Here is a 20878-nt window from a genome sequence, read left to right as displayed (position 1 = left end):
CCGCCCGCGTTTGCTTCGGTTATGCTGTTCGCTCGTGCAGGCCCGCCCGCCTTGTGTTGCGGCGGACCTCGACCGCGTCGGCGAGCTGCGCGAGCACGCTCTCCGTGCTCGACCAGTCGATGCAGCCATCGGTGATGCTCTGGCCGTAGGTGAGCGGCTTGCCCGGCACGACGTCCTGGCGGCCGGCAACGAGATTGCTCTCGATCATCACCCCCATGATCCGGTTCTCGCCGCTGGAGATCTGGCCGGCGATGTCGGCCATGACCAGCGGCTGGTTCTCCGGCTTCTTGCTCGAATTGGCGTGGCTCGCATCGACCATCACCAGCGGCGCGACGCCTGATTTGGTCAGCTCGTTGCAGGCGGCCGCGACGCTTGCCGCGTCGTAGTTTGGCTTGCTGCCGCCGCGCAGGATGATGTGGCAGTCCTCGTTGCCCGCGGTCGAGGCGATCGCCGAGCGGCCGAGTTTCGTGACGGCCATGAAATGATGCGGGTGCGAGGCCGACTTCACCGCGTCCGCCGCAATCCGCACGTTGCCGTCGGTGCCGTTCTTGAAGCCGACCGGGCACGACAGCCCGGAAGCCAGCTCGCGATGGATCTGGCTCTCGGTCGTGCGCGCGCCGATCGCGGCCCAGGACACGAGATCGGCGATGTATTGCGGGGTCGTCATGTCGAGGAATTCGGTGCCGGCGGGCAGGCCGAGATTGTTCACCGCCGACAGCACGTTGCGCGCCAGCCGCAGACCCTTGTTGATGTCGAAGCTGCCGTCGAGATCGGGATCGTTGATCAGGCCCTTCCAGCCGACCGTGGTGCGCGGCTTCTCGAAATAGACCCGCATCACGATCTCGAGCTGGTCGGCGAGATCCTCGCGCAAGCGTGCGAGGCGCTCGGCGTAGTCGATCGCGGCCTTGGGATCGTGCACCGAGCAGGGCCCGACGACGACCAGAAGACGGTCGTCCTGGTTGCTCAGGATGGCATGGATGGCGTTGCGTGCGGCCATCACGACGCGCGTGGCGGTGAGCGTGCGCGGGACCTCCCGCATCACCTCTTCCGGGGTGCTCAGTTCTTTCAGTTCACGGATGCGAAGATCGTCGGTCGTGCTCAGCACGGCGGGCTCCTGTCATTTTGAGAACCTGCCGGCCAATAAAAAAGCCGCCAGGTCTGGCGGCTTGTTCGGACGTTTGCTTCAATATTCAGATTGAGCGCGATCCTCCTGCCGCCAGCGAGCTGTCGTAGCTAAAGTACCAAAAATAGCTGGTGGCGACGGTGATCATGGTAGGCGATATAGCGCGCCAATGGCGGTTTGTCACCCCCCATCGGCGCGACAGCCGACGAGGCGCCTCAGGTGTTGCTGTTGCGCGCCGCCAGCGCCATGCCGATCAGGCTGGCGCCGCCGAACAGCAGGTTGATACCGACCAGGATGCCGATGGCCCATTCCGCCGAGCTCGGCAGCCCCGTGATCACCATGAACGAGATCGCGATGTCGACGAGGCCCGAGATCAGCAGCCACGACCAGCGGCTGCTCAACTCGCGGCGGTGCTCCAGTGCGTACATGATCGTGGCGACGCCCTCGGCAAGGAAGTAGGCGCCAAGCACGATGGTCAGCGTCAGCACGGCCTGCATCGGCCGGGCCAGCAGCAGCAGGCCGGCGAGCACGGCGAGCGCAGCCGAGATCAGCGACCACCAGAAGCCCGGCGTGCTGCGCGCCCAATAGGTCACGATCAGCCCGCCGATGCCGCTGACCAGGAACATCCAGCCGAGGAAGATCGCGATCGCAAGGCTCGCGAGCGGCGGCAGGATCAGCGCGGCGATGCCGAGGACGGCGAGCAGGATGCCTTCGAACAGGAAGGCCTTCCAGTGCGTCTTGACCGTCCGGCTCATGACGGATTGCAGCCGTGAAAAATCATCGGGCGAGGTCATGGGCAGGCTCCAGATCGAAAGATCGACACTCAATTTAGTATGCGGGCGGCGCACTTGCCATCCCGCAGGCCTACCCGCCGCCGGGCGCCGAAGAAAAGCCTTCCGCGCTGGTGCGGATCCGGTTGCGGCCGAGAATGTAGATCGCGGTCGTGACAACCAGAAGCGCAAGACCGAGCAGGATCGAGACGAAGCCGATCGGGATCAGGGCCAGCGTCAGATTGCGCTCGGGATTGATGAGCCAGTGATGGATCGAGGTCAGCACGAAGGCGAGCCCGAGAAAGCCGACGCCCCCGCCGGCCAGCAGCAGCGCCCACATCCGGCGGAGCTGGCTGAGCCGCTCCCGCGCAATTTCGGTCCGGGGGGCATGGTGGCGGGCGACGCGCCGGACCAGGCGGATCGCGAAAGCGATCGAGCTGAAGCCGATCAAGAGGCTTGCGCCGCCCAACCACATCCGCAACGTCGGATCGAGATCGGGCATTCTTTGCAAGGTCAGCAGCGGAAAGTCGAAGGCCGAATGCAGCGCGAGGGGGCCGGCGAGCATCAGGAGGCGGCTGGAGAGGCGGGCCCAATCGCGGTGGTGGCGGTTGGCGCCGAGCGCCGTGCCGGCGCGCGCGATCGTGAGGTAGGCGCCTGCGATGATGCCGAGCGCGCCGTGGAACGGCACGGTCAGCACGCTGCGCAAGGCGGCCAGCGAGCGCCACATCTCGGCGTGCTGAACCAGATAGGCGAGGTTCTCATAAGCGGCGAAGCCGAGGCCAACCGCGGCGCCGTAGACCACGGTATCCATCGGGTTGGCAAAGGTCCGCCGCTTGGTCGAGGAGATCACCACGATGGCGATCACCTTGACGGCCTCCTCGGGCAAGGCGACGCCGAAGATCGAATGCATGGCCAACGCCGCCCAGGGATTGTCGGGGGCGGCGACCATCTTGGCGAAGGGGGCGCGGGCGAGGCCCAGCAACGAGATGCTCGCGGCGCCAAGCAGGAAGGCGGTCCAGACCTGGGCGGGCGGGCCGGGGCGCTCTTCAGCGGCGATGACAAGCCACAGCATCAGCAGCGCCGGGGCGATGGCGGCAGTTCCGATGACGGTGGGCAACGCTTCAATCAGGTACATCGGCGCCGAAAATAGGTTCCCTTGGTCCGCTTATCCACATTCACCGATGCGACCATGTGTCATGCGGTCGCTGTCGGCTCGCTTAACGCCCGCGACAGATTCCGTTCATCCGCCATCGCCCGCGAAGGCGTAGAATACAAGCGCAATCAATTGCATGACAGAACTCGTTCGTCATCCACGACAACGATCGGGCGACATCCGTTCGGGCGCGATTGGCAAGTCAGATCAAGGAAATGCCGAGGTTTCTTCGATCTGCCGCGCAGGTGTCTCTTCGAGGCTGCCTACGCCGGATAGGCCGGCTAACGCCGGTTCGTTGGGCGTCCACGGGGCGGCGAGGCGATCCGGCGCATCCGCGCTTGCTCCAGCTCCCAGAAGGCGCGTACCAAGCACGTGCCAAGGCAGAACACGATGAGGAGCAGCAGGAAGGCCTGGTCGACGGCGGGGATGTGCATCATGGGATTTATAAAGCAACGCCCGTGCCATGCGTTCCCGAAAAACGCCGCCGCTTTCCGTCGTCAGTGCGTGGTGAATGGCGGCGGCGCGACGTCGAAGGCGCCGAGATGGAATTCCTCGCCAAGGGATGGATCCGGCTCGCCCGGTTGCGCCAGCAGCGTGAAGGCGGCCTGGGGGTAGAGCTTCCAGATCTCGAGATCGCCGGCGGTGATGGTGAGCCAGCCGAACGTGTACATGTAGCGCCCGGGCTCGGAGACCCGGCCGACCCTGTCCCAGGTGATCTTGTTGACTGCCATCCGGTCCCCCGATCGCAAGTCCGCAAATGACGTCCGGCGTGAGGCACGGACGTGCAAAAGCTGATCCCGCAATGGGGCCGCGATAGGGCGGCGATGCGGAGGCAAGACGGCCGGGCCGCGGCCGCCGCCTGCCGGCTTAGCGCGCCGTCGTCGCCGCCTCCGCTTCGGCCGCCAGCTCCAGCTGGCGGTGCGAGGCGTGGAAGACGTCGTGGACGAGGCCGATCTTTTCCATGCCCAGGATGATCAGGCCGTTGAGGTCGATCTCCCACCAGGCGTGCGAGAGATAGGCATCCCGCGGGAAGCGGTGATGGTTGTTGTGCAGCCCCTCGCCGAAGGTGAGGATCGTGGTCACGAACTCGTTGGTGGAGGCATCGTCGACCTCGAAGCGGCGATAGCCATAGGCGTGACAGACCGAGCCGGTGAGCTGGCTGGTGAGGATCAGCAGATAAGCGCGCAGCAGGCCTGAGAACAGCACGCAGCCGATCATGGTGTGGACGCCGCCGAAGATGTAGCCGATCACGCCGGGAATGAAGATTGCCGACATCCCGTACCAGACCCAGCGCGTGCGCACGAAGAACATCGCGATCGGATCGGCGAGGATGTCCTTGGCGTAGTATTCGTTGTCGGTGGTCGCCTGGTCGAACACCCAGCTGCCCTGGGCGTGCAGGAAGCCCTTGAGCGCGCTGACATAGCGATTGCCGAAGCCGTCGAATTGCGGGCTGTGGGGATCGCCGACGTCGTCGGCATAGAGATGGTGGCGACGATGGTTGGCGACCCATTTGGCGATCGAGCCTTGCACCGCCATCTGGGCGATGGCGCAGAAGAAGACCCGCATGATCGGGCCGGTGCGGAAGCTGCGATGGACGAACAGGCGGTGCATGCCGGCGCCGATGCCGAAGGTCGTCAGCGCGAACATCCAGGCGAAGGTGAACAGCTCGACCTTGCCGACGCCTTGCGTGACGGCCCAAACGATGCCCGCGACGGCGCCGACATAGAGGATGCCGAGCAGGAGATAGCTCTCGCGCAGCTTGGCCTGCACCAACGGTCCTTCGGTGACGACTCCGGGGGGAAGCTGCGGCTTGGCCGCGATTGATGCGGTCTGAAGGGTCTGTGCCGGGGTGAACTCGGCGTCAGCGATGGACATTCCAGGACTTCCGATACACGGGCCCGCAATGATTGCGGACGGACTGGACCACACCCTAGCGCGCGAGGGACCCCACCTCCAGTATTTAGTTAAGAAAGAGTTAAGGGCGGCCGACCCGGCTCAGGCCGACTGCTGCAGCGGCGAGCGTACAACGAGGCGGACGAGGTCGTCCCGAGACTGCTTTTCGGCGAATTTGACGGCAAAGCCATTGTCGAATTTGCGGATGACGCGTCCGACACAGGCGCCGACGGCAAGCGCGGTTCCCACCGGCGGGTCGTACTCGCAGGATATGGCGACGCCGGCCGTGGAGACGTCGATGATGAAGCAGGGGTGGATGCTGCCGTCGGCGAGCGTCAGGAAGGTGTGCGAGACCTGGGGAACGAAACGGGCGTCGCGTCGCAGTTCCTGGATGCTGTCATCCTTCTGCTTCTTCTCGAGCCAGGTGAGCTTTTCCGACATCCAGGCGCGCCGCGCCCGCGTCATGTCGAGCTCCATCAGGAAGCCGGATTTCAGCGTCGCGCTGATGGTGCACTGGAATTCGCCGAAATCCTGGAAGTAGGAGGTCAGGCGCTCGCCGACCTTGCCGACGACAGGGACGTCCACGATCATGCGGAAGGGCGAGACGCGCTTGGTGCGACAGGCGAAGCTGCGTAGCTTGCCCTCACAATCGTACCAGCGCGGCAGCGAATAGCTGCCGTTCACGCTGACGTCCACTGCACGCTGCCTGAGGAACTCTGCGACGGACATGAGGTGCCAATGATGTTGGGGATCGCTTCCGTAATTCCACGGTAGCCGTCAAATTCTAAGCAAATGATACCGGGGCTTAAAAGCGGGGGTAAATTTCCGGTAAATGCGCGCCTCGGCCGCGTAGGAAAAAGCGCGGCATTTGGACCCTTTTTGCTGGAGGACTGCTCACAACCTCGTCATCGAGGGACGATGAAGCGACCGCGCAGGGCAACGTCTAGGGGAGGCCGGCCAGCACCAGCAAAGCGAGCGCGCCAACGGCCATGGCGAACTGGATCGTCGTCCATATCAGGCCGTTCGGGCTGATCTCCACGCCCAGCGGTGGCAAGGCGCGTCGCATTCCGAGCGCCATGATTGCTTCGACGACGGCGAGCAGTAGGCCAATGCCGGCAAGGGACGACCAAGACTCCGCCGGAGGCATCCACGGTGCAAGCCATGCGGGGACGGCGCTCTTCAACGAGCCGAGCAACGCGAACCATCCGAACCAGAATGCGGAACGCTTGACGATGTCTGCGCCGATCGTTTCGGACTCGAGCCGGATACCGATCATTGCGAGGACGCGTTCAATGCGCTCGCCGTCGGTCAGGAAGACGAACGCGCCGAGATACAGAGGAATACGCGACTGGAAGATCAAGGCGACGACACCGAGCAGGATGATGTGGCCGACGACATCGCCGAGAAGGTCCGTGGCGCTCTTGGCTGACGTCACAGCCATGGTTGGCGCAAGATCCGCCCGATGCTGGGGACCTGATCTGGCGCGCGCCATATGCTCCAGCATTTTGGCGCGCCGGTCCGATGAAGGTTGACGAGGATGGCCGAGCCACGGTGGAAGGCTAGGCGCCATTGCGGGCGCGCCGGACGAACCTTCAGTTTCGGGGTGACGATGCGCCATGGGCCTGAACCGGGTTCCACCAACAGGCATTGGTCGGCGGCGAGTATCGCCGAGGTTCAAAGGGAGCGGCGAGATTGCTGCCGGGCTGTCGTGGCGAGTCATGGCTGCGCTTACGGGCGCGCTGGCGCTCCCTAGCGGAATCGAACCGCTCTCTCCACCGTGAAAGGGTGGCGTCCTAACCGATAGACGAAGGGAGCAAACGCAGGGCCCCGCCGTTCTCCAGCACGGCCACTGGCCGGCCGAGTCGGGCCCGGCGGCTTGCAGCGGGCGAACGTATAGTGGCCTTTCCGGCTTCGGGCAAGCCGTTCGGGGCGGTCTTTTGGGGCCGGTGGACAGTGTTGCCCCCGGGGCGATCTGGGGGCGATTTCAACGGTTTCTTAGGGTTCCATGAGTAGCGCTGGATAAGGAGATTTCCAATGCCACCGCCGAAAAAGCGCGCAGCCCGCAAGCTGCTGTCGCAGCACGCCTGGATCACGCTCGACGGCGGCTTCGCCGCGCGGCATTGCCTGGTCCAGGACATTTCGGATTCGGGCGCCAAGATCACGCTGGACGAGGATGCCGGTCAGCTCCCGGGCGTGATCCGGCTCGCCTTCGCACGCGATGCGCGCACCGGGCGGAGCTGCCAGGTGGTATGGCGCCGCGGCAAATCGGCCGGCATCAAGTTCATCTGATCGCGTCCCCGGCGGGGCTCCATGGCGCGCGGTGCCGGTCCGGGCTAGAAACGCCGGCATGCGCATGCCGCTTCTCATCCTGATCCCGTTGCTCGCCGGATCCGCTGCCCCGGCCGCGGCCGAGGCCCTGCGTCTGCCGCCTGCCGAGCGGCCCAAGCCGGGCACGACCGTGCCGCTGAAGGGGGAGGCCGGCAAGGCCCGCGCCGGCTCCTGCGCCTCCTATGGCCCGCGCTTCGTCATGGTCGAGGGCACCGGCACCTGCGTCAAGGTCGGCGGGTCGATCAGCATCGACACCACCGTGAGGCGCTGATGCCGGCGGATCTGCTACGCCTTGACCTCATTGTCCCCGTCCTGATGTACTGCGCGCTGCTGTGGTGGGTCGGCCGCGGCCTCAGCTGGACGGCGCGGCTGGCGACCGCCGCGGTGACACTCGTGCTGATCGTCTGCGTCCTGCTGGTCGAGCGCGGCTGGCGCTAGGCCGGCAGCAAAAACGCGAAAACAACCCCATGCACAGTAGCCGTCAAGCGCCGACGTGACGCAACCGGCTTGCGCAGATACACGGATTCACCGCGCTCGCAGCACAGCTTACGCCGCGCCGCCGCTTCACGACATCGGCGGCGCGACATGTTGCGCAAACCCCGGCCGCTTGCCGAGCTCGGCGAGCCAGCGGGTCAGATGCGGCTGTGCCGGGCGGGAGATACCCTCGACGCCGAGCCAGCGCCGCGCATAGGAGCCGAGCGCGATGTCGGCGAGCGTGAACGCATCGCCCTCCATGAAGCGGCGCGAGGAGAGCAGGCGGTCAGCGATGGCCCAGATCTCGGCGGCGGCGTCGGCATCGCGCTGTACCTGGATCATGTCGCGCTCGGCGGGCGTCGTGCGCACGATGCCCCAGAACACCGGGCGGTCGACCGGCTGCACCGTCGACAGCGTCCAGTCGAGCCAGCGGTCGACCGAGGCGCGCTGCTTCGGTGCCGCCGGATAGATCGGCGTGCCGCGTCCATGGGCGAGGCAGAGATAACGCATGATCGAATTGGATTCCCACAGCACGAAGTCGCCCTCGACCAGGGTCGGGATCCGCGCATTCGGGTTCATCGCGAGATACTCGGCCTCGCGCGTCCTGCCGTAACTCATGCCGGCGTCGATGCGCTCGTAAGCGAGGCCAAGCTCGGTCAGGCACCACAGCACCTTCTGCACGTTGACCGAATTGGCACGGCCCCAGATCGTCAGCTTGGTGTCAGGCATGAAGTGTCTCCCGCGGCCTTGGCGCTTGCCGCGGGTGATAGCGGAATTCGCACGTCGGAGCGATGCGCGATTGTCGCGCGCCCCTCATGCAAAAAGCTCCGCCCGGGGGCGGAGCTTTCATTGCAACGTCGAGTCTGTCGCTCAGCGGCCGAAGAACAGCCACAACAGAATGATCACCGGGATCGGCACGCCCAGCAGCCACAGCAGAATTCCGCGTCCCATGGTTTCCTCCTCCAATCGCATTGTCCAGGAGTGAACGCGGGTGGCGAAGGCTTGTTCCAGAGGCGGGGCCTACCAGTGGCCGGTGTTGGGCATCGACAACCACGGCTCCTGCGGCGGCTTCGGGTCACCTTTCTGCAAGAGCTCGATCGAGTGCAGGTCCGGCGAGCGGACGAACGCCATGTTGCCGTCGCGCGGTGGTCGGTTGATGGTGACGCCGGCCTTCTGCAGCTTCTCGCAGGTGGCGTAGATGTCGTCGACCTCATAGGCGAGATGGCCGAAGAAGCGATCCTCGCCATACTTCTCTTCATCCCAATTCCAGGTGAGCTCGACCAGCGGCGCGCCGCGCGTCTGCGGCTGCTTCTTCAGCGCCTCGAGATCGTCCGCCGAGCACAGGAACACCAGCGTGAATCGCCCCTTGTCGTTCTCGATCCGCCGCACCTCCTTCAAGCCAAAAGCATCGACATAGAATTTCAGCGCGACATCGAGATTGCGCACGCGCAGCATGGTGTGGAGGTATCGCATGGGTGGGGCTCCCTTGAACGGGTGGGGTTTTGTCGTGGGCCGGGACGGGGGGGAGAGATAGCAGGAAACGGGGAGGAGGGGCAGGGGCTGCGCTATCTTCACGCGCTGCTCCGCGCACTTTATGTTCTCGATTGCGTGAGCGCTTAATGACCCCGGGAGCCCTCGATGCAGATCGATTGCCCTTTAATCAAAGAGCACGCCGACCCCCGCGATCTCGCGCTACTTTGTGTTCCTAACGACTGCAAAGGACAGGCCCTGTGGGGTCCGGAGAGCAGCGAGTTGAGCTCTCATCCCATCGGCGCGAGAAAGCGTTAAGTCACGTCCTATCCCTACGTCGCCCGCGGAGCAGCGCAATCCGTTCACAATCATCTCGCCAACCGTAAGGGAACGGAACGGTACGTGGTTCTGCATTAAGTCGCTAGCTTTGGCGCATTGAATCTCTGTCGGGCCGTAGAACCAGACGTAGGCGTCCTCCGATCTGGCCATCATTTCCTGCATCTGGCTACCGAGCTTTCGGTCATTCGCCGTAATGTCCCACTTCGCTTGCATCAGCATTCCCTTGCTTACGGGCGGTCTGCGGTCGCGGCGTGCGAGGGAGATGTAGAGGTCTGCGCCGACACGCTTCTCCAAGGCACCCGGACCGCGATCGCCTAGATCTTGAGTGGCTACTTCGAGCCGAAGTCCAGCCTTGTTGATCGGGTGGCGGCGCAGTTCGCTCTCGATCTCCTGCGCAAGGCGCGACGTAAAAGCAGGTTCTTGTGCCACGTTGTAGTGATCCGCCGCGATCATGGCCGCGATGCCATTGATGCGCTCTTCGAGATCTCCGAACATTCTCTCTAGAGGATCGGGTGGCATAGGCCGGTTCTCACTCAGGCGGCGAGCCATGGAATTTCTCGGGGGTCTTACGTAACCTGCGATGGCAAACAAATCTCTCACCGAAACAATATGGGATTCCTTAGCTAGAAGTGGATGCCATAGCGTTGACTGATCCACTTGATTGCGGTTTGCTTAGCTAGCTCGAACCCGACCTTTAAGCCCTCCTTGCCTGCATACTTGGTTATGTCAACGAGCCATTCCTTGGTTTTGTCCCCGAGTGTCTTGGTTTGCTCTACCTTGTCGTGAGATAGCGCCTTTTGAAGTTCTGACAGACCTTCTGATGTGATACCCAGTTCTTCGAGAGCACTGTTGAGGGATATGTCGTCGCCAAGTGCGACGTTCTGATGAACGACTTGAACCGTGTTTAGGGCCTGAGACGCAATGATGATGTTGCCGCCGTAGATATGATTGACAACCGACTTGTCTACTTGCTCTGCCGGGACAATTGCCACGCTGGCCGCCTCCTCCGGCAAGCTCTCTTTAAGGTCGAGTGCAAATCTCAAAACGCGATTTCGAACTTGCTCCAGCAAGGCGATCAGGACCGAACCCGGTATCTCCTGCCACGCGCGCATCAGCGCGGGCTCGCCGTCCTGATAGATCTTAGTTTGGTATTTGGCGACCAAATAGGGATTCCACGGCAACGCGGCATCGCTGTCTTGTCCGGGGCGCGCTTCGTACGAGGCGGCAGGTTGATGAAGGTATACTTTCTCTAACAGCTTGCGGTCCCGTTCTGTCATCACGTGGAGCGAAATCGGCTGACCGGTCATCCTGACGGTGATGCCGTGGAAATCACCCTTGTTAATGCAACTGAATACTCGATAGCTGGGGAGGTCTTCATTTCCCGAACCATAGCCATCTAATTCAAGGTCGAGCCACGCGCGAAACTTCTCGTTCTTGAGCTGCCGTTCAAGAACCAGGCATTTTCGGAGAAGGTTGCCGATGGGTTCCTTGTTGTCTGCAGCTAGCTCAACAATGTCATCTAAAAGCTTCATCGCGCACTCCGCGAGCTGGGGGGCCTTGGATGTCGTTAGCCCGTAGGATGGATGGAGCTCTTGCGAAACTCATCGCTCTTGTTGCGTGCTGGCGGTGCGGAAGCTGACATTACTGACGCGTCACGCCGGGTTTACGGAGAGCGGCGATCGAGAAGAGATGGATTTCGCGAAGGCTCAATCCATCCTACGACCCCGGTTCATTTCTTCGTTGCCTTCGACATACATGCGCTTAGGCCAGCCATCCGCTGGTCTGGCGGCAACGTACCTCTGGCATTTTTTGCAAAAGATGCGTTGCAGCATTTCTTGCCTTGGGCGCCGGGGAAGGTGGCGTAGCACTCTGGCGTCCCTTGAGCGTTGGCGATGTTCAGGGAGGAGAACAAAGCCAGTCGTGAGTATGGTTCGCATAATCATTTTTCAATTCCTGATGTGATCAATGACGGAATAATGGTTTTGCTGAAAGCTGCTGTCCAGCCCATAAGATGGGGTGAACTCTTGCGATTCCCATCGCTGTCGTTGCGAGCCAACGCCACGCCGCGACAGCGCGTAGGATGGGTTGAGCCCATGCGAAACCCATCGCTGCCGTTGCGTGTGAACGTGGCGCCATCAACTGGACCGTCGCAACTTCGCTCCGGGTAGAGGCTTCTTCACCGTCAATCCGGCAATGACGTTGCTGACGGGGTTATGTCGGCTTACGGAGAGGAGCGATCGAGAAGAGATGGGTTTCGCAAGGGCTCAACCCATCCTACGAGCTACATCTCATGTGTAGCGACTTTGAACAGGCTTCGGGTGGGTGTGGCTTCGTGCGCGTGCTTTTGAAGCTCAAGAATCTCCTTTAGTTCGTTTGGCAGGTCACCAGCATCCGGCGTAACCACGTACTTTCCATCCACGGAAAGAACCGAGTAGGATTTTTGCTGCGCCAACTGAAGTCCAATTATCGGCAAATGGTATCTCACATCCATAGTAAGTACAGCTGATCCAGAACCGGTCAAACCCAGGATTTGGAACTGACACCCTCTCGATACCTGTTCATTTCGCCCCAGAGAGGAGACTGGGCTCATGTGAATAGAAGGATCGTGATTCGTTATTTTCATACCCCAGGCTGCGCAGGCGAATGTCACATTGTGGGCAGGTATAGAGCCTCGGTTGGTGATGATAAAAAGCGACCTCAATGGCTGTCCGGGATCCGGATTGGTTCCCAACTCGATCTCCACAGATGGCAGAAGGCGAATTGCGGCAAGAGAAACTGTTGCTGCTGGACCTGCAAATGCCCAAAACCATTTCCACGCCATCCACAACCGCGAAGAAGGTGCGATGGAACGAGCACGTTGCGACTGATCCTGTTTGGATTCTGATGATTGATAATTTCTTTGTGCCAACGCGATGTGTTTCCGTTTGACGCGATGCTTCTTCATGGAAGTGCAGCCTCTTAATCCGGCATCTTCAGGAATTGCGGTGACAGTGCACTTCTCTCCAGGCGGCACGAGTCGTCGAGTGCACTGCCACCGTAATTTATTTCCCCTACTTGCACTCAAAACTCGCCGCGCTCTCCGGATCGCCTTGGCCCTTGTACTGCGCATGTTGCGGATAGGCGCACAGTGGCCGAGTACGGCCGGGAAAGGCTGGTCCCGTCGCGACCACCGCATCGGGTGCCTTGCCGTCTTCCACCCAGTTCACCACCGCACTGAGGAGATCGAAACGATCGAGCGTTGCGCCGCTCGAGCAGTGACCCATGCCGGGGACCAGGAAGGCCCGGCTCGATTTCTCCCGCACCAATTCAATGCCGCCGGAATCCGCCGCCATGCGCTCGTAGTAATTCACCGTGTCGTGCGCCGAGAACCAGGGATCGCTGACGCCGTGGTAAAACAGCAGCTTGCCGCCATGGCCGAAGAAGCTCGACAGGTTGGTCCAGTAGGCGGTGTTGGTGAGGCGATCCATCCCGCTCGCGTTGACCCGGTCTTCGAGCTGATCGACGTCGATGCTTTCCCAGACCGGCGGTCCGACCGGACTGCGCGCGCCTGTTGTCAGGATGCCTGGAATGGCAACGCCTTCGGCGGCTACGCCGCTGTCCCACGGGAACGGCGGGTAGACCTGCGTGCCGCGTGAATTCTTCGGTCCGGCAAAAGCTTTCCTGAGGGCGTCGACCTGCGGCGGCGCCAGGCAGGAATCGGTCTTGTCGCCGTTGCAAGTGAGGACCGCGGGATCGAATTGACAGGCCTTGCCGTCGAAGATCAGGCCATCCTTGACGCCGTCCTTGGCGTCGCAGGCATCGAGGATCGCGTTCGTGATCAGCTTGCGCTCGTCAGCAGAAAAAGTTTTGGCGGGCTCCGGCTTGCCGGACGGATCTTTCGGCGCGATCTGGCTGAAGGCCGCGTTGGCCCAGGCGAGACCGATGTTGGAATTGCCGGTGCGCATCGCAGGCGCGCCGGCGACGATGCCGTCGAATTGTTCGGGATAGCGCGCCGACGCCAGCATGCCTTCGCGGCCCCCGGTCGAGCACCCCGTGAAATAGGAACGCTTGGCCGGCTGGCCATAGTAGTGCGCGACGATCGCCTTGGCGGCCATCGTCACCTTGCCGACGGATGCATTGGCGAAGTTGAGCGCGGCTTCCTGGTCCTTCAGGAACGAGGCATCGAACACCGCGCCCTGATGACCGCTATCGGTCGTAACAACGGCAAAGCCGCGCGCCAGCGCCGGCACCTCGCCGGCCGCCTGGTAACCCAGCGGCGGCCGGATCGAGCCGTTCAAGCCGCCGCCGCCCTGAAACAGAAATCGTCCATTCCAGCGATCGGGCAGGGCAACGGCAAAGCCGATCGCATAGGACTTGCCCTCGACGCCCACGCGCTGATCGATCACGCCATCCGCGCGGCAGTTCGGCGGCAGCGCCACAGAGACGGTGGCCGGTGCTGGCGGCGCCGGCTGCACGGTCCCCGGCGCTGCCTCCGGCACCATTTCGGCCTTGGTGACTGTTGCCGTCGATCCCGGCATCTTCCAGCCGGTCAGGTCAGCGCATTTGAGCGCGGGCGGTATGTTGGCTGAATCGTCGGCGCTCGCCGGCGCGATCGCCATGACCATGATGGCCGCGACCAGACCCAGGCCAGCCATCGCATGATCAAGCGCCACGTTTCTGTTTCGCTGCATCGTTCCTCCCTGCCGCTTTCTGGTTTTTATTGCGGCGCACTTAACTCACGCTGGCCGCCGTCCGATCTGCTGCACTGACCTGAACTATCTTGTGTTATTCGAAAGGTGCAGTCCAGCGGCGCAGGCTTTCATCTTTGCCCTTGCCGATGAAGTCGATCAAATAGGAGGGCGGAATGCTACGCCGCTTGCAGACGTCGGTTACAGAAGGACGCCGCAATTTTTCCAGCTGATAGGATCAGGAGAGCACTTGCGAAACCCGTCATGTTTCGTCTCGCAACAAGGCTCGATGGGTTTCGCTTCGCTCGACCCTACGTGCTCGAGGCTGCCTGGTGGAAGATTGACATCAGAAAAAATGCCGTGCCAGTGCACTCAATTGACGCTGTCCCTGAAGGTTGGAGCGAAGGCGAGAGCCAGCAGGCCACTATGGAGACGGCTAGCAACGCCTGGAGTCTGGGAATCCCGGGTACGAAATTGGGGCAGGACGGCGTGGCAAAGCGATAAGAACGTGGTAGATTCGAATAATGCCAAAGGAAAAGCAACAGGCCGGAAGGACCGGCAAGGGTGGCTTCGTGGTTGGTCGCGCCGGCTTTGCGAAGATCAGCGCGGTCGAAGGCATTCGGCTGAAGCCGGCGATGACGAAAAGGGCCGCCGAAGCCACCGCCAAGGGCCTCTCCGCAGAAGAGTATCGCCGCACAATCTTGCGCAGCTACCGCAAGAGCTAAGCGCAATCGCATGTACGATGCGGTTGACGATCCCTACACCTACGAAAATTCCAATGTTCTCGTTAACAAGCTCGACCTGAGGGACCAGGGGCAGCTTGACGATTTCGAAGCCGAAATTACAAGCGCTCGATCGACCGAGCCGTTGCCCGAAGGAGCGTTGGTTTCGCTCACTACTGCGCGGTTCATCATCATCTTTTCCAGAACGTCTACGAACGGGCAGGGACACCGTGAACGGTTCGCATCTCCAAGCAAGGTAGCCCATTTTGCTTCCCTGAACATATCGGAGCCCAGGCGACCAAGCTTTTTGAAGAACTGAAGTCCAACCGGTTCTTCGAAGGCCTTCCCGTAACAGAATTCGCAGCGAAGAGTGCGCATTTCCTTTCTGAATTGAATGCCATCCACGCGTTCCGTGAAGGAAACGGGCGGTCTCAACTGTCGTTCTTTGCGATGTTGGCTGAGCATGCCGGCCATCCGCTCGATCTGGAAAGGCTCAACCCTGATGCCATGATTGCGAGTTTCGACGGGGATGAAACCGATTTGGCCCTGATCATAGCTGACCTCGTCACAGCCTAACGTGGGGTGACGGCGGAGGATCTAGACCGTCGCGATGGACGAGCCGTGGTCGAGCTGGCGCGGCGCGTTGCCTCAGACGACCGTGATGGCGGTCACGGCGCCGGCACGCCGATATCGGCACGCTCCAGCGAACCGAGTGTGTCATGCGATATGCCGCGATCGCCTTGCTTGGTCTCGCCAGCCTTCAGGCTGTGCGCGGCGGATATCTCAGGGCTCCGCTCTTCGTTCTCCTGGCGGTGGGCGGTTGTGTCGGCACGATCGTGCTGAGGACGTCATGATGGATCTTTACGCCACGGCCGTCCTCGATATCGCGGTCCGAGGGGAGTAACCAGTCCTGTCATCTGCGAGGGGCGCGGTTGAACCCCAACTCCGCCGGCACGACCAATTCTCATGCTTCAAGCCCTGCTCAGCGCGATCGTGGACATTCTGCTGTCGGCCGCATGGAGCGCCGTGGTCAGGTTCTTCGGCCTGGAGAACGCCGTCGAGATCGCGACGGCCGTCCTCGGCCTTGGCTGCATCGTGATCGGCTCTGCGGTGTTGCTGCTGGGGCACGGATGAGGGACGCGCCGTGAAGACGATCACACTGCTTGCCGTGGCGGCCATGCTGCTGCTCGAGGTCCTCGGACCGACGTCGAGTGTCGGCGGCTCGATGAGCTTCATGCTGGTCTTCGTCGTCGTGACGCTGGCGGTTGCGATCTACGAGGCGTGGTCGAATAGGCGCGGGGCGCTCGGACGGATCGTCAATGTCTTTGCGTCAATCGTTGGCGGCCTGACAACGGTTGCCCTGGTCGGAATGGGCATGGAGACGATCCTGCCGTACCTCCACCTCGAAGGTTCGCTCGCTTCCTCGCAGCAGCCGCTGAAATACGTCGTGGTCGCCGTGATCGCGGTCCTGATGGTGGCGGGATCGTGGATCCCGCTGCAGATCGTCAACCGGCTCCGCTGAGCAGACACCCGGCAGTCAAGCGGGAGACAGCCGAGGCCGACACCTCGGCCGCCTGCGGCTACGCCGCGATGCGTTGCTCGACCGGCGCGGTCAGCAGCTTGAGCGCTTGCGCATGTTGCAGGTCGGGGACGGCGATGGCCGTATGGCTGTAGACCGCATGCGTCCTGGAGTTTGCAATCGTGTCCAGGATCTGTTTGCCCTTGATGACATGGAGGCCCATGCCCTCGTCACTGGGGAAGATCGCCAGCACCACGTCATAGGCGGCAATGACCGCCCTGAGCGCTTCGGCCTTGTCTTCGGCGAGCTCGACAAAAACACGCACATCGGCTGCGAGTTCACGCAGCTCGTCAAAATCCAGCACTGTGGGGGTACTCCAACGCAACGAGACTGGTTGGAGCTTGGCGGCGTTGGGTTACTGAAGTGTCAACAAGAGGTGCCGAGCCACAAGTTTCACGACGAGGTGACCTCACGCTCCAAAGCGCAATGAGATCTGGATGAATCGTCATAGCGCTTTAGGTTGTTGTTTGCGCATGATCTTTCCGGAAAACCGCTTGGCACTTTTCCGGATAATGCTCTAGCGTTTGGCCTCCGCCTTGCGAAGCCGGGTCTCGGCGGCCTCGTCCACGAGGGTCAAGCCGAGGCCGTCGTAGCTCAGCCTGAAGGCGCGGCCGACGATCCATGTCCATCCCTCGCGGCCCTTGATCGCTTGCGCGTTGAACTGCTCGGAGATCGACTTGACGGCCACTTCCTCAGGCCCCGGATTGCTCAACGTCGCATTGACGCGCCAGATCGGGCGCCTGGCATCGGTCTCGTCGCTGTCGACCGTGACCTTGGCGCCGTTGATGTCGCATTCGAGCGTGGACGCGCTTCGGCCCTGGCGGCACAGATAATGGCGTTGACTGACGAGCTTGCTGGTCTCGTCGAATGTCATCCCGGGCGAGAAGCCGAAGATGTCGGATTTCTTCACGAGGGCGAGGGAGGCAGGCTTCAGGAAGCTCGGCTGGATCGCGACGAGGGCTGCGAAGGCAACAACGATCAAGCCTGCGATGACGATGGCGACCTTCATGAGCACCCCACGAGAAACCTTCAGATCATTACAGGCCGCTGCCGCGTTGTGCCATGCCCCAAAAGCGAAAACCCCGCCTGGGGGAAGCGGGGCTTTCTGGTGGGGTGAAGCTTAGGGACTTCATTGATAAGACGCGCCAGCGGCAAAATGGTTCAAATGGAAAACGCGTGTGCCTGCGGCATCTTGCACAGGAAGTGGGGAACCCCGCAGAACCCCTGCTTGCGTTTTGAGCCTCGATAGGCTCTAAGCCCGGTCACTTCATGACCTCTGGCATGAATCAGAAGCGCGCCTCCGCGGTCCGGCCGCGTCACGGCAGAGTTGTTCGCGCGCACCCTTCAAAGGAATTCAGACATGGCGAAGATGACGAAGACCCAATTGATTGATGCAATTGCCGAGGGCACGCAGCTTTCGAAGAACGACGTGAAGTCGGTGATCGAATACATGGCCACCGTCGGCTACAAGGAGCTCAACGAGTCCGGCGAGTTCGTCATTCCCGGCTTCGTGAAGATGTCGGTCGTCAACAAGCCGGCGACCGAGGCCCGCATGGGCGTCAATCCCTTCACCAAGGAGCCGATGCAGTTTGCGGCCAAGCCCGCGAGCAAGTCGGTGAAGGCCTCGCCGCTGAAGGTTGCCAAGGACGCTGTCTGAGGCACGGGCGGCATCGTTGCGGCGGGCTCGTCCGCAAGACGGCGCCGCGATCAAGTTTTGAAGAAGAGGTGGTGCTCGGCGACGGCGATGCCGAACACCACGACCACGATCAGCAGGAACCACAGCGCGCGCCGGTCGGTCTGTCCAGGCGCGCTCTGCGGTTTCCCGCAAGCCGGGCAGACTGAAAGCCCGATCGGGATGGCGGTCTCACAGAATTCGCAGGCCATCGGCGCCTCGTACGTGCAGGGCGCGGTGCGGGTCTTGACCGGCTTATGCGCCGCACCGATTCATTCCCCCTGATAAACGCGGCAGTGGGAACACCCGTTCCCGCAAATTGCGGCCGGCCGTGCCGTTGAGCCCACCAGGCCCATAAGAAAAACCCCGCACTTTCGCACGGGGCTCTTCTGGCTGACGGCGTTGGGATTTCAGCGCCTGGCCGTCAACCGTAGCTCTAACTTAAAGTTGAAAATCCAAAAGGCAACAGCGCCGCGGTGACGGAGCATGTTCGTCCACTGCGGCGCTGCTCCATATGACTGGGCGCTGAAATCCCCAGCTTCGATGGGGCGGCACCGCGCCGAAAAGGTTCAAAGCGACATTACCAGGGAAAATCGCGCACCAAGGCTGGACATGTTGTTCTCATTTTGTTCTAATGAGTTGGCACTGATTGGTCCACTTGAGAGGTGACTCATGACTGTCGAGAAACAGCGCGAAGTGATCAGGCTCTGGAACGAGCTGAGGAAGCTGGAGGGTCCGGCCGCAGAGGAGCTCCGAATCCAGATCCTGGAGTGCTTCTCGGAGAAGAGCAAAGCCAAGCGGGCGGCCTGATCTGCGCCGACGGACATCAATGACATCACCGGCCGAGCGTGGCCTGCGACGAGCGACGCGCTTGGTCGAGCGGCTTCGCGGTGGTGCGGGAGATCGCACGATCCCTCTGAACCGGGCCCGGCGGATGCCCCAATCTGCCGATGAACAGTTGCGGTTTGATTGCCGAGCATCGATATGCTGGAACGAACATTTGCTGTCAGCGTTCGGCCTGCATGACATGCCCGCGATGCGCCAAGCCGATGACCGCGATCTCTGCCAACAGCTTTCGATGCGAACCTTGCCGCGAGATCGTCATCGTGTTTGCGGTCGTGTCGAAATTCCTGTCGCCCAGGATCGTGCCGTCGACGCGCCCGGCCGCTGACGACGTCAGGTCGCACGCTTTCATCGATCGTTAGGAATCGCTTCGCGCTGATTTTTCCGACTCCGATTCGTTCCTCGAGAACGAAATGGAGTCGGATGCAGAACAAGTTGCGGCTGCCAGCGAGAGCGCAGCCCTCGCGTGTCAGAACGAGACAGCGTGAGGCTTCGCACAGTCGGTCCTGCGTCTCTTCCGTAAGGAGGGAGGCGAAGGAGAGCGACATGGATGAGTGCTGGTTTCTCGCCGAGATCGCAAAAGTGTTCTGGTACGATCGTCACCCGCGCTTGCGCAAAGCCAAGCCGTCGGTGCCGCAAGTGCCGCCCCCGAAGCCGCCTGATCCATCGTCTTCCGATGCGACCTGACGGGGTCGTCGCCCCGCGCGATCAGTATGATTTGTTAAGACCTGCTCCGCGTCGATTTCTTGGATTCCGATTCGTTCTTCGAGAACGAAATGGTGTCGAAGCTGGAACAAAGCCGGTTGGCGGAGCGCGCCAATCTCCGCTTTGCGCAAGCAAACATCGCCGCTCGCCGCGGTCGGATGGCCCCGTCAATTCCTAACGAGAGTTTGCGCGGAAGCCGATAACCCTATTCGGTTAGGTTAAAAGCCCAATCGCGTTGCGCTTGCCGCTACTTGGGATAGGTGTCTGGCAACGACAAGCAAGAACGACTTTGCCAAGAAGCCATTTTGTCATGACACCTTTTTCACAGCCGTCTTTCTACCAGGGCGACCGGCACACCTATCGCCGCGTTGCCATCGTCGGCACGCTGTTCTGTCTCGCTTTCGTGGTGATCAGCTTTTCGCTGCGGCCGCAGCTCGAAGACACGCGCATTGCGGTCAAGGCCGACCGGTTGGTACGGACGGCGGGCCAGGCGCCGCACGCCAATTAGAGCGTTTTCGAACGAAGTGGCTACCGGTTCGCGTCGGGAAATCGCGTCAAGACAAGAATCTAGCGCCAGGTTCCGATTCCATCGCAACGTGAAAGGCTCTGGCGTGCCGCACGCCCCTCAGCGCTCGCCGCAGATGTGATCGTCAGCCGGCGTCTGCGGGCTCGCGGTCCCGCGCGAGGCGAGCGCCACGAAGCCGGCATAGCCGGACAAATTCACCAGGACTTCGAGCCACGCGGGCATGTCGACCTCTTCCGATCTGCGTGAAGGAGGGTTCAACGTCCGCGCGCAATCCTGGTTCCTTGCTCCTGCAAAGAAAACTCAAACCGGAGAGGAGGGGTCGAGCCGGCGCCCGAGGGTCGCAATGGATTCGCTCGACGGCTGCTCTTTCAGGAACTCGGCGATGGCTCGCGCCAGCTCGCGGTCGCTCATCGGCGTCGGCGGCGGGTGCAGGGTGCCGACCCCGAAGCTGCGGACGATCTCGTCGTAATGCTGATCGTCGGATCTGGGAACCATCCTGCGGATACGGGCCAGCAAAGCGGATAAGGGCAAGTCTTCCTCCTCCTCGATCTTCCGCCCCGCTGGCAGCCGGCGGCTTCTGCTGCCATGCGCTCCCGTGCAATTGAAAACCCCGC

The 20878-nt window shown here is 61.9% G+C and carries 29 protein-coding genes, 1 tRNA gene and 1 pseudogene; 11 read left to right on the top strand and 20 right to left on the bottom strand.

Annotated features, from left to right (window positions below; translation table 11 throughout):
* Positions 1 to 19: 19 nt before the first annotated feature.
* The 8 genes from CO669_RS25515 to CO669_RS25480 all read right to left on the bottom strand — a co-directional run bounded on the left by CO669_RS25515 (position 20) and on the right by CO669_RS25480 (position 6754).
* Positions 20 to 1105 (bottom strand): 3-deoxy-7-phosphoheptulonate synthase, encoded by a 1086-nt coding sequence (locus CO669_RS25515; RefSeq protein ID WP_097662688.1) that lies wholly within the window; start codon positions 1103 to 1105, stop codon positions 20 to 22.
* A 233-nt stretch (positions 1106 to 1338) separates the two neighbouring features.
* A complete protein-coding gene (locus CO669_RS25510; RefSeq protein ID WP_097662687.1) occupies positions 1339 to 1917 on the bottom strand; it encodes an HdeD family acid-resistance protein in 579 nt (192 codons plus the stop codon).
* 70 nt (positions 1918 to 1987) lie between these two features.
* Positions 1988 to 3028: a PrsW family glutamic-type intramembrane protease gene (locus CO669_RS25505; protein ID WP_097662686.1), complete on the bottom strand. Its 1041-nt coding sequence runs from the start codon at positions 3026 to 3028 to the stop codon at positions 1988 to 1990.
* A 515-nt stretch (positions 3029 to 3543) separates the two neighbouring features.
* On the bottom strand, positions 3544 to 3777 hold the full coding sequence (locus CO669_RS25500; RefSeq protein ID WP_097662685.1) for a hypothetical protein: 234 nt from the start codon (positions 3775 to 3777) through the stop codon (positions 3544 to 3546).
* A gap of 136 nt (positions 3778 to 3913) precedes the next feature.
* A complete protein-coding gene (locus tag CO669_RS25495; protein ID WP_097662684.1) occupies positions 3914 to 4921 on the bottom strand; it encodes an acyl-CoA desaturase in 1008 nt (335 codons plus the stop codon).
* Between the two features lie 120 nt (positions 4922 to 5041).
* Complete coding sequence (locus CO669_RS25490) at positions 5042 to 5668, bottom strand: pilus assembly protein PilZ (RefSeq protein ID WP_097662683.1); 627 nt, start codon at positions 5666 to 5668, stop codon at positions 5042 to 5044.
* A 214-nt stretch (positions 5669 to 5882) separates the two neighbouring features.
* The gene (locus tag CO669_RS25485) at positions 5883 to 6380 is read right to left on the bottom strand and encodes a hypothetical protein (protein ID WP_245444480.1); all 498 of its coding nucleotides are present in this window, start codon (positions 6378 to 6380) and stop codon (positions 5883 to 5885) included.
* A 299-nt stretch (positions 6381 to 6679) separates the two neighbouring features.
* A tRNA-Glu gene (locus CO669_RS25480) sits at positions 6680 to 6754 on the bottom strand.
* Between the two features lie 219 nt (positions 6755 to 6973).
* On the opposite strand from CO669_RS25480, the gene CO669_RS25475 reads away from it, so the two are divergent.
* Genes CO669_RS25475 through CO669_RS25465 form a run of 3 tightly spaced genes read left to right on the top strand, consistent with a single transcriptional unit; the run spans position 6974 to position 7705 of the window.
* Positions 6974 to 7228 (top strand): PilZ domain-containing protein, encoded by a 255-nt coding sequence (locus CO669_RS25475; protein WP_097662681.1) that lies wholly within the window; start codon positions 6974 to 6976, stop codon positions 7226 to 7228.
* A gap of 58 nt (positions 7229 to 7286) precedes the next feature.
* Positions 7287 to 7538, top strand: coding sequence for a hypothetical protein (locus CO669_RS25470; protein ID WP_097662680.1), 252 nt, complete (start codon positions 7287 to 7289; stop codon positions 7536 to 7538).
* Positions 7538 to 7705 (top strand): hypothetical protein, encoded by a 168-nt coding sequence (locus tag CO669_RS25465; RefSeq protein WP_097662679.1) that lies wholly within the window; start codon positions 7538 to 7540, stop codon positions 7703 to 7705. Before CO669_RS25470 ends, CO669_RS25465 begins: the two co-directional genes overlap by 1 nt.
* A gap of 126 nt (positions 7706 to 7831) precedes the next feature.
* Here CO669_RS25465 and CO669_RS25460 read toward each other — a convergent pair whose 3' ends face one another.
* The 7 genes and pseudogenes from CO669_RS25460 to CO669_RS36660 all read right to left on the bottom strand — a co-directional run.
* A complete protein-coding gene (locus tag CO669_RS25460) occupies positions 7832 to 8470 on the bottom strand; it encodes a glutathione S-transferase family protein (protein WP_097662678.1) in 639 nt (212 codons plus the stop codon).
* Between the two features lie 291 nt (positions 8471 to 8761).
* Complete coding sequence (locus CO669_RS25455; RefSeq protein ID WP_097662677.1) at positions 8762 to 9214, bottom strand: VOC family protein; 453 nt, start codon at positions 9212 to 9214, stop codon at positions 8762 to 8764.
* Between the two features lie 219 nt (positions 9215 to 9433).
* Positions 9434 to 10045 (bottom strand): hypothetical protein, encoded by a 612-nt coding sequence (locus CO669_RS25450; protein WP_097662676.1) that lies wholly within the window; start codon positions 10043 to 10045, stop codon positions 9434 to 9436.
* 128 nt (positions 10046 to 10173) lie between these two features.
* A complete protein-coding gene (locus CO669_RS25445) occupies positions 10174 to 11082 on the bottom strand; it encodes an AbiTii domain-containing protein (RefSeq protein ID WP_097662675.1) in 909 nt (302 codons plus the stop codon).
* A gap of 749 nt (positions 11083 to 11831) precedes the next feature.
* Positions 11832 to 12494 carry a hypothetical protein gene (locus CO669_RS35430; RefSeq protein WP_143278733.1) on the bottom strand — a complete coding sequence of 221 codons (663 nt, stop codon included), beginning with the start codon at positions 12492 to 12494 and terminating at the stop codon, positions 11832 to 11834.
* A 106-nt stretch (positions 12495 to 12600) separates the two neighbouring features.
* Entirely contained in the window at positions 12601 to 13059 is a 459-nt protein-coding gene (locus tag CO669_RS36665; protein WP_502694514.1) for a tannase/feruloyl esterase family alpha/beta hydrolase, read from the bottom strand.
* A gap of 87 nt (positions 13060 to 13146) precedes the next feature.
* Positions 13147 to 14031, bottom strand: a pseudogene (locus CO669_RS36660) (tannase/feruloyl esterase family alpha/beta hydrolase); the annotation flags it as partial.
* Positions 14032 to 14741: 710 nt separating this feature from the next.
* Between CO669_RS36660 and CO669_RS25430 the strand changes: the two are divergent.
* From CO669_RS25430 to CO669_RS25420, 4 genes are all read left to right on the top strand, one after another.
* Entirely contained in the window at positions 14742 to 14942 is a 201-nt protein-coding gene (locus CO669_RS25430) for a hypothetical protein (protein ID WP_097662672.1), read from the top strand.
* Positions 14943 to 15182: 240 nt separating this feature from the next.
* On the top strand, positions 15183 to 15515 hold the full coding sequence (locus CO669_RS36610) for a Fic family protein (RefSeq protein WP_349627020.1): 333 nt from the start codon (positions 15183 to 15185) through the stop codon (positions 15513 to 15515).
* Positions 15516 to 15905: 390 nt separating this feature from the next.
* Entirely contained in the window at positions 15906 to 16073 is a 168-nt protein-coding gene (locus CO669_RS35750; protein WP_158228797.1) for a hypothetical protein, read from the top strand.
* Between the two features lie 10 nt (positions 16074 to 16083).
* Positions 16084 to 16461 (top strand): hypothetical protein, encoded by a 378-nt coding sequence (locus CO669_RS25420; protein WP_097662671.1) that lies wholly within the window; start codon positions 16084 to 16086, stop codon positions 16459 to 16461.
* 58 nt (positions 16462 to 16519) lie between these two features.
* Here the strand turns inward: CO669_RS25420 and CO669_RS25415 are convergent, their stop codons facing one another.
* Together CO669_RS25415 and CO669_RS25410 are read right to left on the bottom strand one after the other, a co-directional pair.
* Positions 16520 to 16822: a hypothetical protein gene (locus CO669_RS25415; RefSeq protein WP_097662670.1), complete on the bottom strand. Its 303-nt coding sequence runs from the start codon at positions 16820 to 16822 to the stop codon at positions 16520 to 16522.
* Between the two features lie 213 nt (positions 16823 to 17035).
* Entirely contained in the window at positions 17036 to 17527 is a 492-nt protein-coding gene (locus CO669_RS25410) for a hypothetical protein (protein ID WP_097662669.1), read from the bottom strand.
* Between the two features lie 351 nt (positions 17528 to 17878).
* On the opposite strand from CO669_RS25410, the gene CO669_RS25405 reads away from it, so the two are divergent.
* Positions 17879 to 18175, top strand: coding sequence for an HU family DNA-binding protein (locus tag CO669_RS25405; protein ID WP_018323108.1), 297 nt, complete (start codon positions 17879 to 17881; stop codon positions 18173 to 18175).
* A 50-nt stretch (positions 18176 to 18225) separates the two neighbouring features.
* Here CO669_RS25405 and CO669_RS35745 read toward each other — a convergent pair whose 3' ends face one another.
* Positions 18226 to 18402 (bottom strand): hypothetical protein, encoded by a 177-nt coding sequence (locus CO669_RS35745; protein ID WP_158228796.1) that lies wholly within the window; start codon positions 18400 to 18402, stop codon positions 18226 to 18228.
* A 460-nt stretch (positions 18403 to 18862) separates the two neighbouring features.
* Between CO669_RS35745 and CO669_RS36155 the strand changes: the two genes are divergently transcribed.
* From CO669_RS36155 to CO669_RS25395, 3 genes are all read left to right on the top strand, one after another.
* Positions 18863 to 19000, top strand: a complete 138-nt coding sequence (locus tag CO669_RS36155; protein WP_198964258.1) for a hypothetical protein — start codon at positions 18863 to 18865, stop codon at positions 18998 to 19000.
* 579 nt (positions 19001 to 19579) lie between these two features.
* Positions 19580 to 19720 carry a hypothetical protein gene (locus CO669_RS36150; protein WP_198964257.1) on the top strand — a complete coding sequence of 47 codons (141 nt, stop codon included), beginning with the start codon at positions 19580 to 19582 and terminating at the stop codon, positions 19718 to 19720.
* Positions 19721 to 20048: 328 nt separating this feature from the next.
* On the top strand, positions 20049 to 20246 hold the full coding sequence (locus CO669_RS25395) for a hypothetical protein (RefSeq protein ID WP_097662667.1): 198 nt from the start codon (positions 20049 to 20051) through the stop codon (positions 20244 to 20246).
* Positions 20247 to 20363: 117 nt separating this feature from the next.
* Here the strand turns inward: CO669_RS25395 and CO669_RS36555 are convergent, their stop codons facing one another.
* Together CO669_RS36555 and CO669_RS25385 are read right to left on the bottom strand one after the other, a co-directional pair.
* Positions 20364 to 20486: a hypothetical protein gene (locus CO669_RS36555; protein WP_283806814.1), complete on the bottom strand. Its 123-nt coding sequence runs from the start codon at positions 20484 to 20486 to the stop codon at positions 20364 to 20366.
* Positions 20487 to 20564: 78 nt separating this feature from the next.
* Complete coding sequence (locus tag CO669_RS25385; RefSeq protein ID WP_245444479.1) at positions 20565 to 20759, bottom strand: hypothetical protein; 195 nt, start codon at positions 20757 to 20759, stop codon at positions 20565 to 20567.
* Positions 20760 to 20878: the final 119 nt, after the last annotated feature.

Origin of the sequence: Bradyrhizobium sp. Y36, from assembly GCF_002531575.1 — a bacterium.
Lineage (GTDB): Bacteria > Pseudomonadota > Alphaproteobacteria > Rhizobiales > Xanthobacteraceae > Bradyrhizobium.
This window is presented reverse-complemented; position numbering and strand designations above follow the sequence as displayed.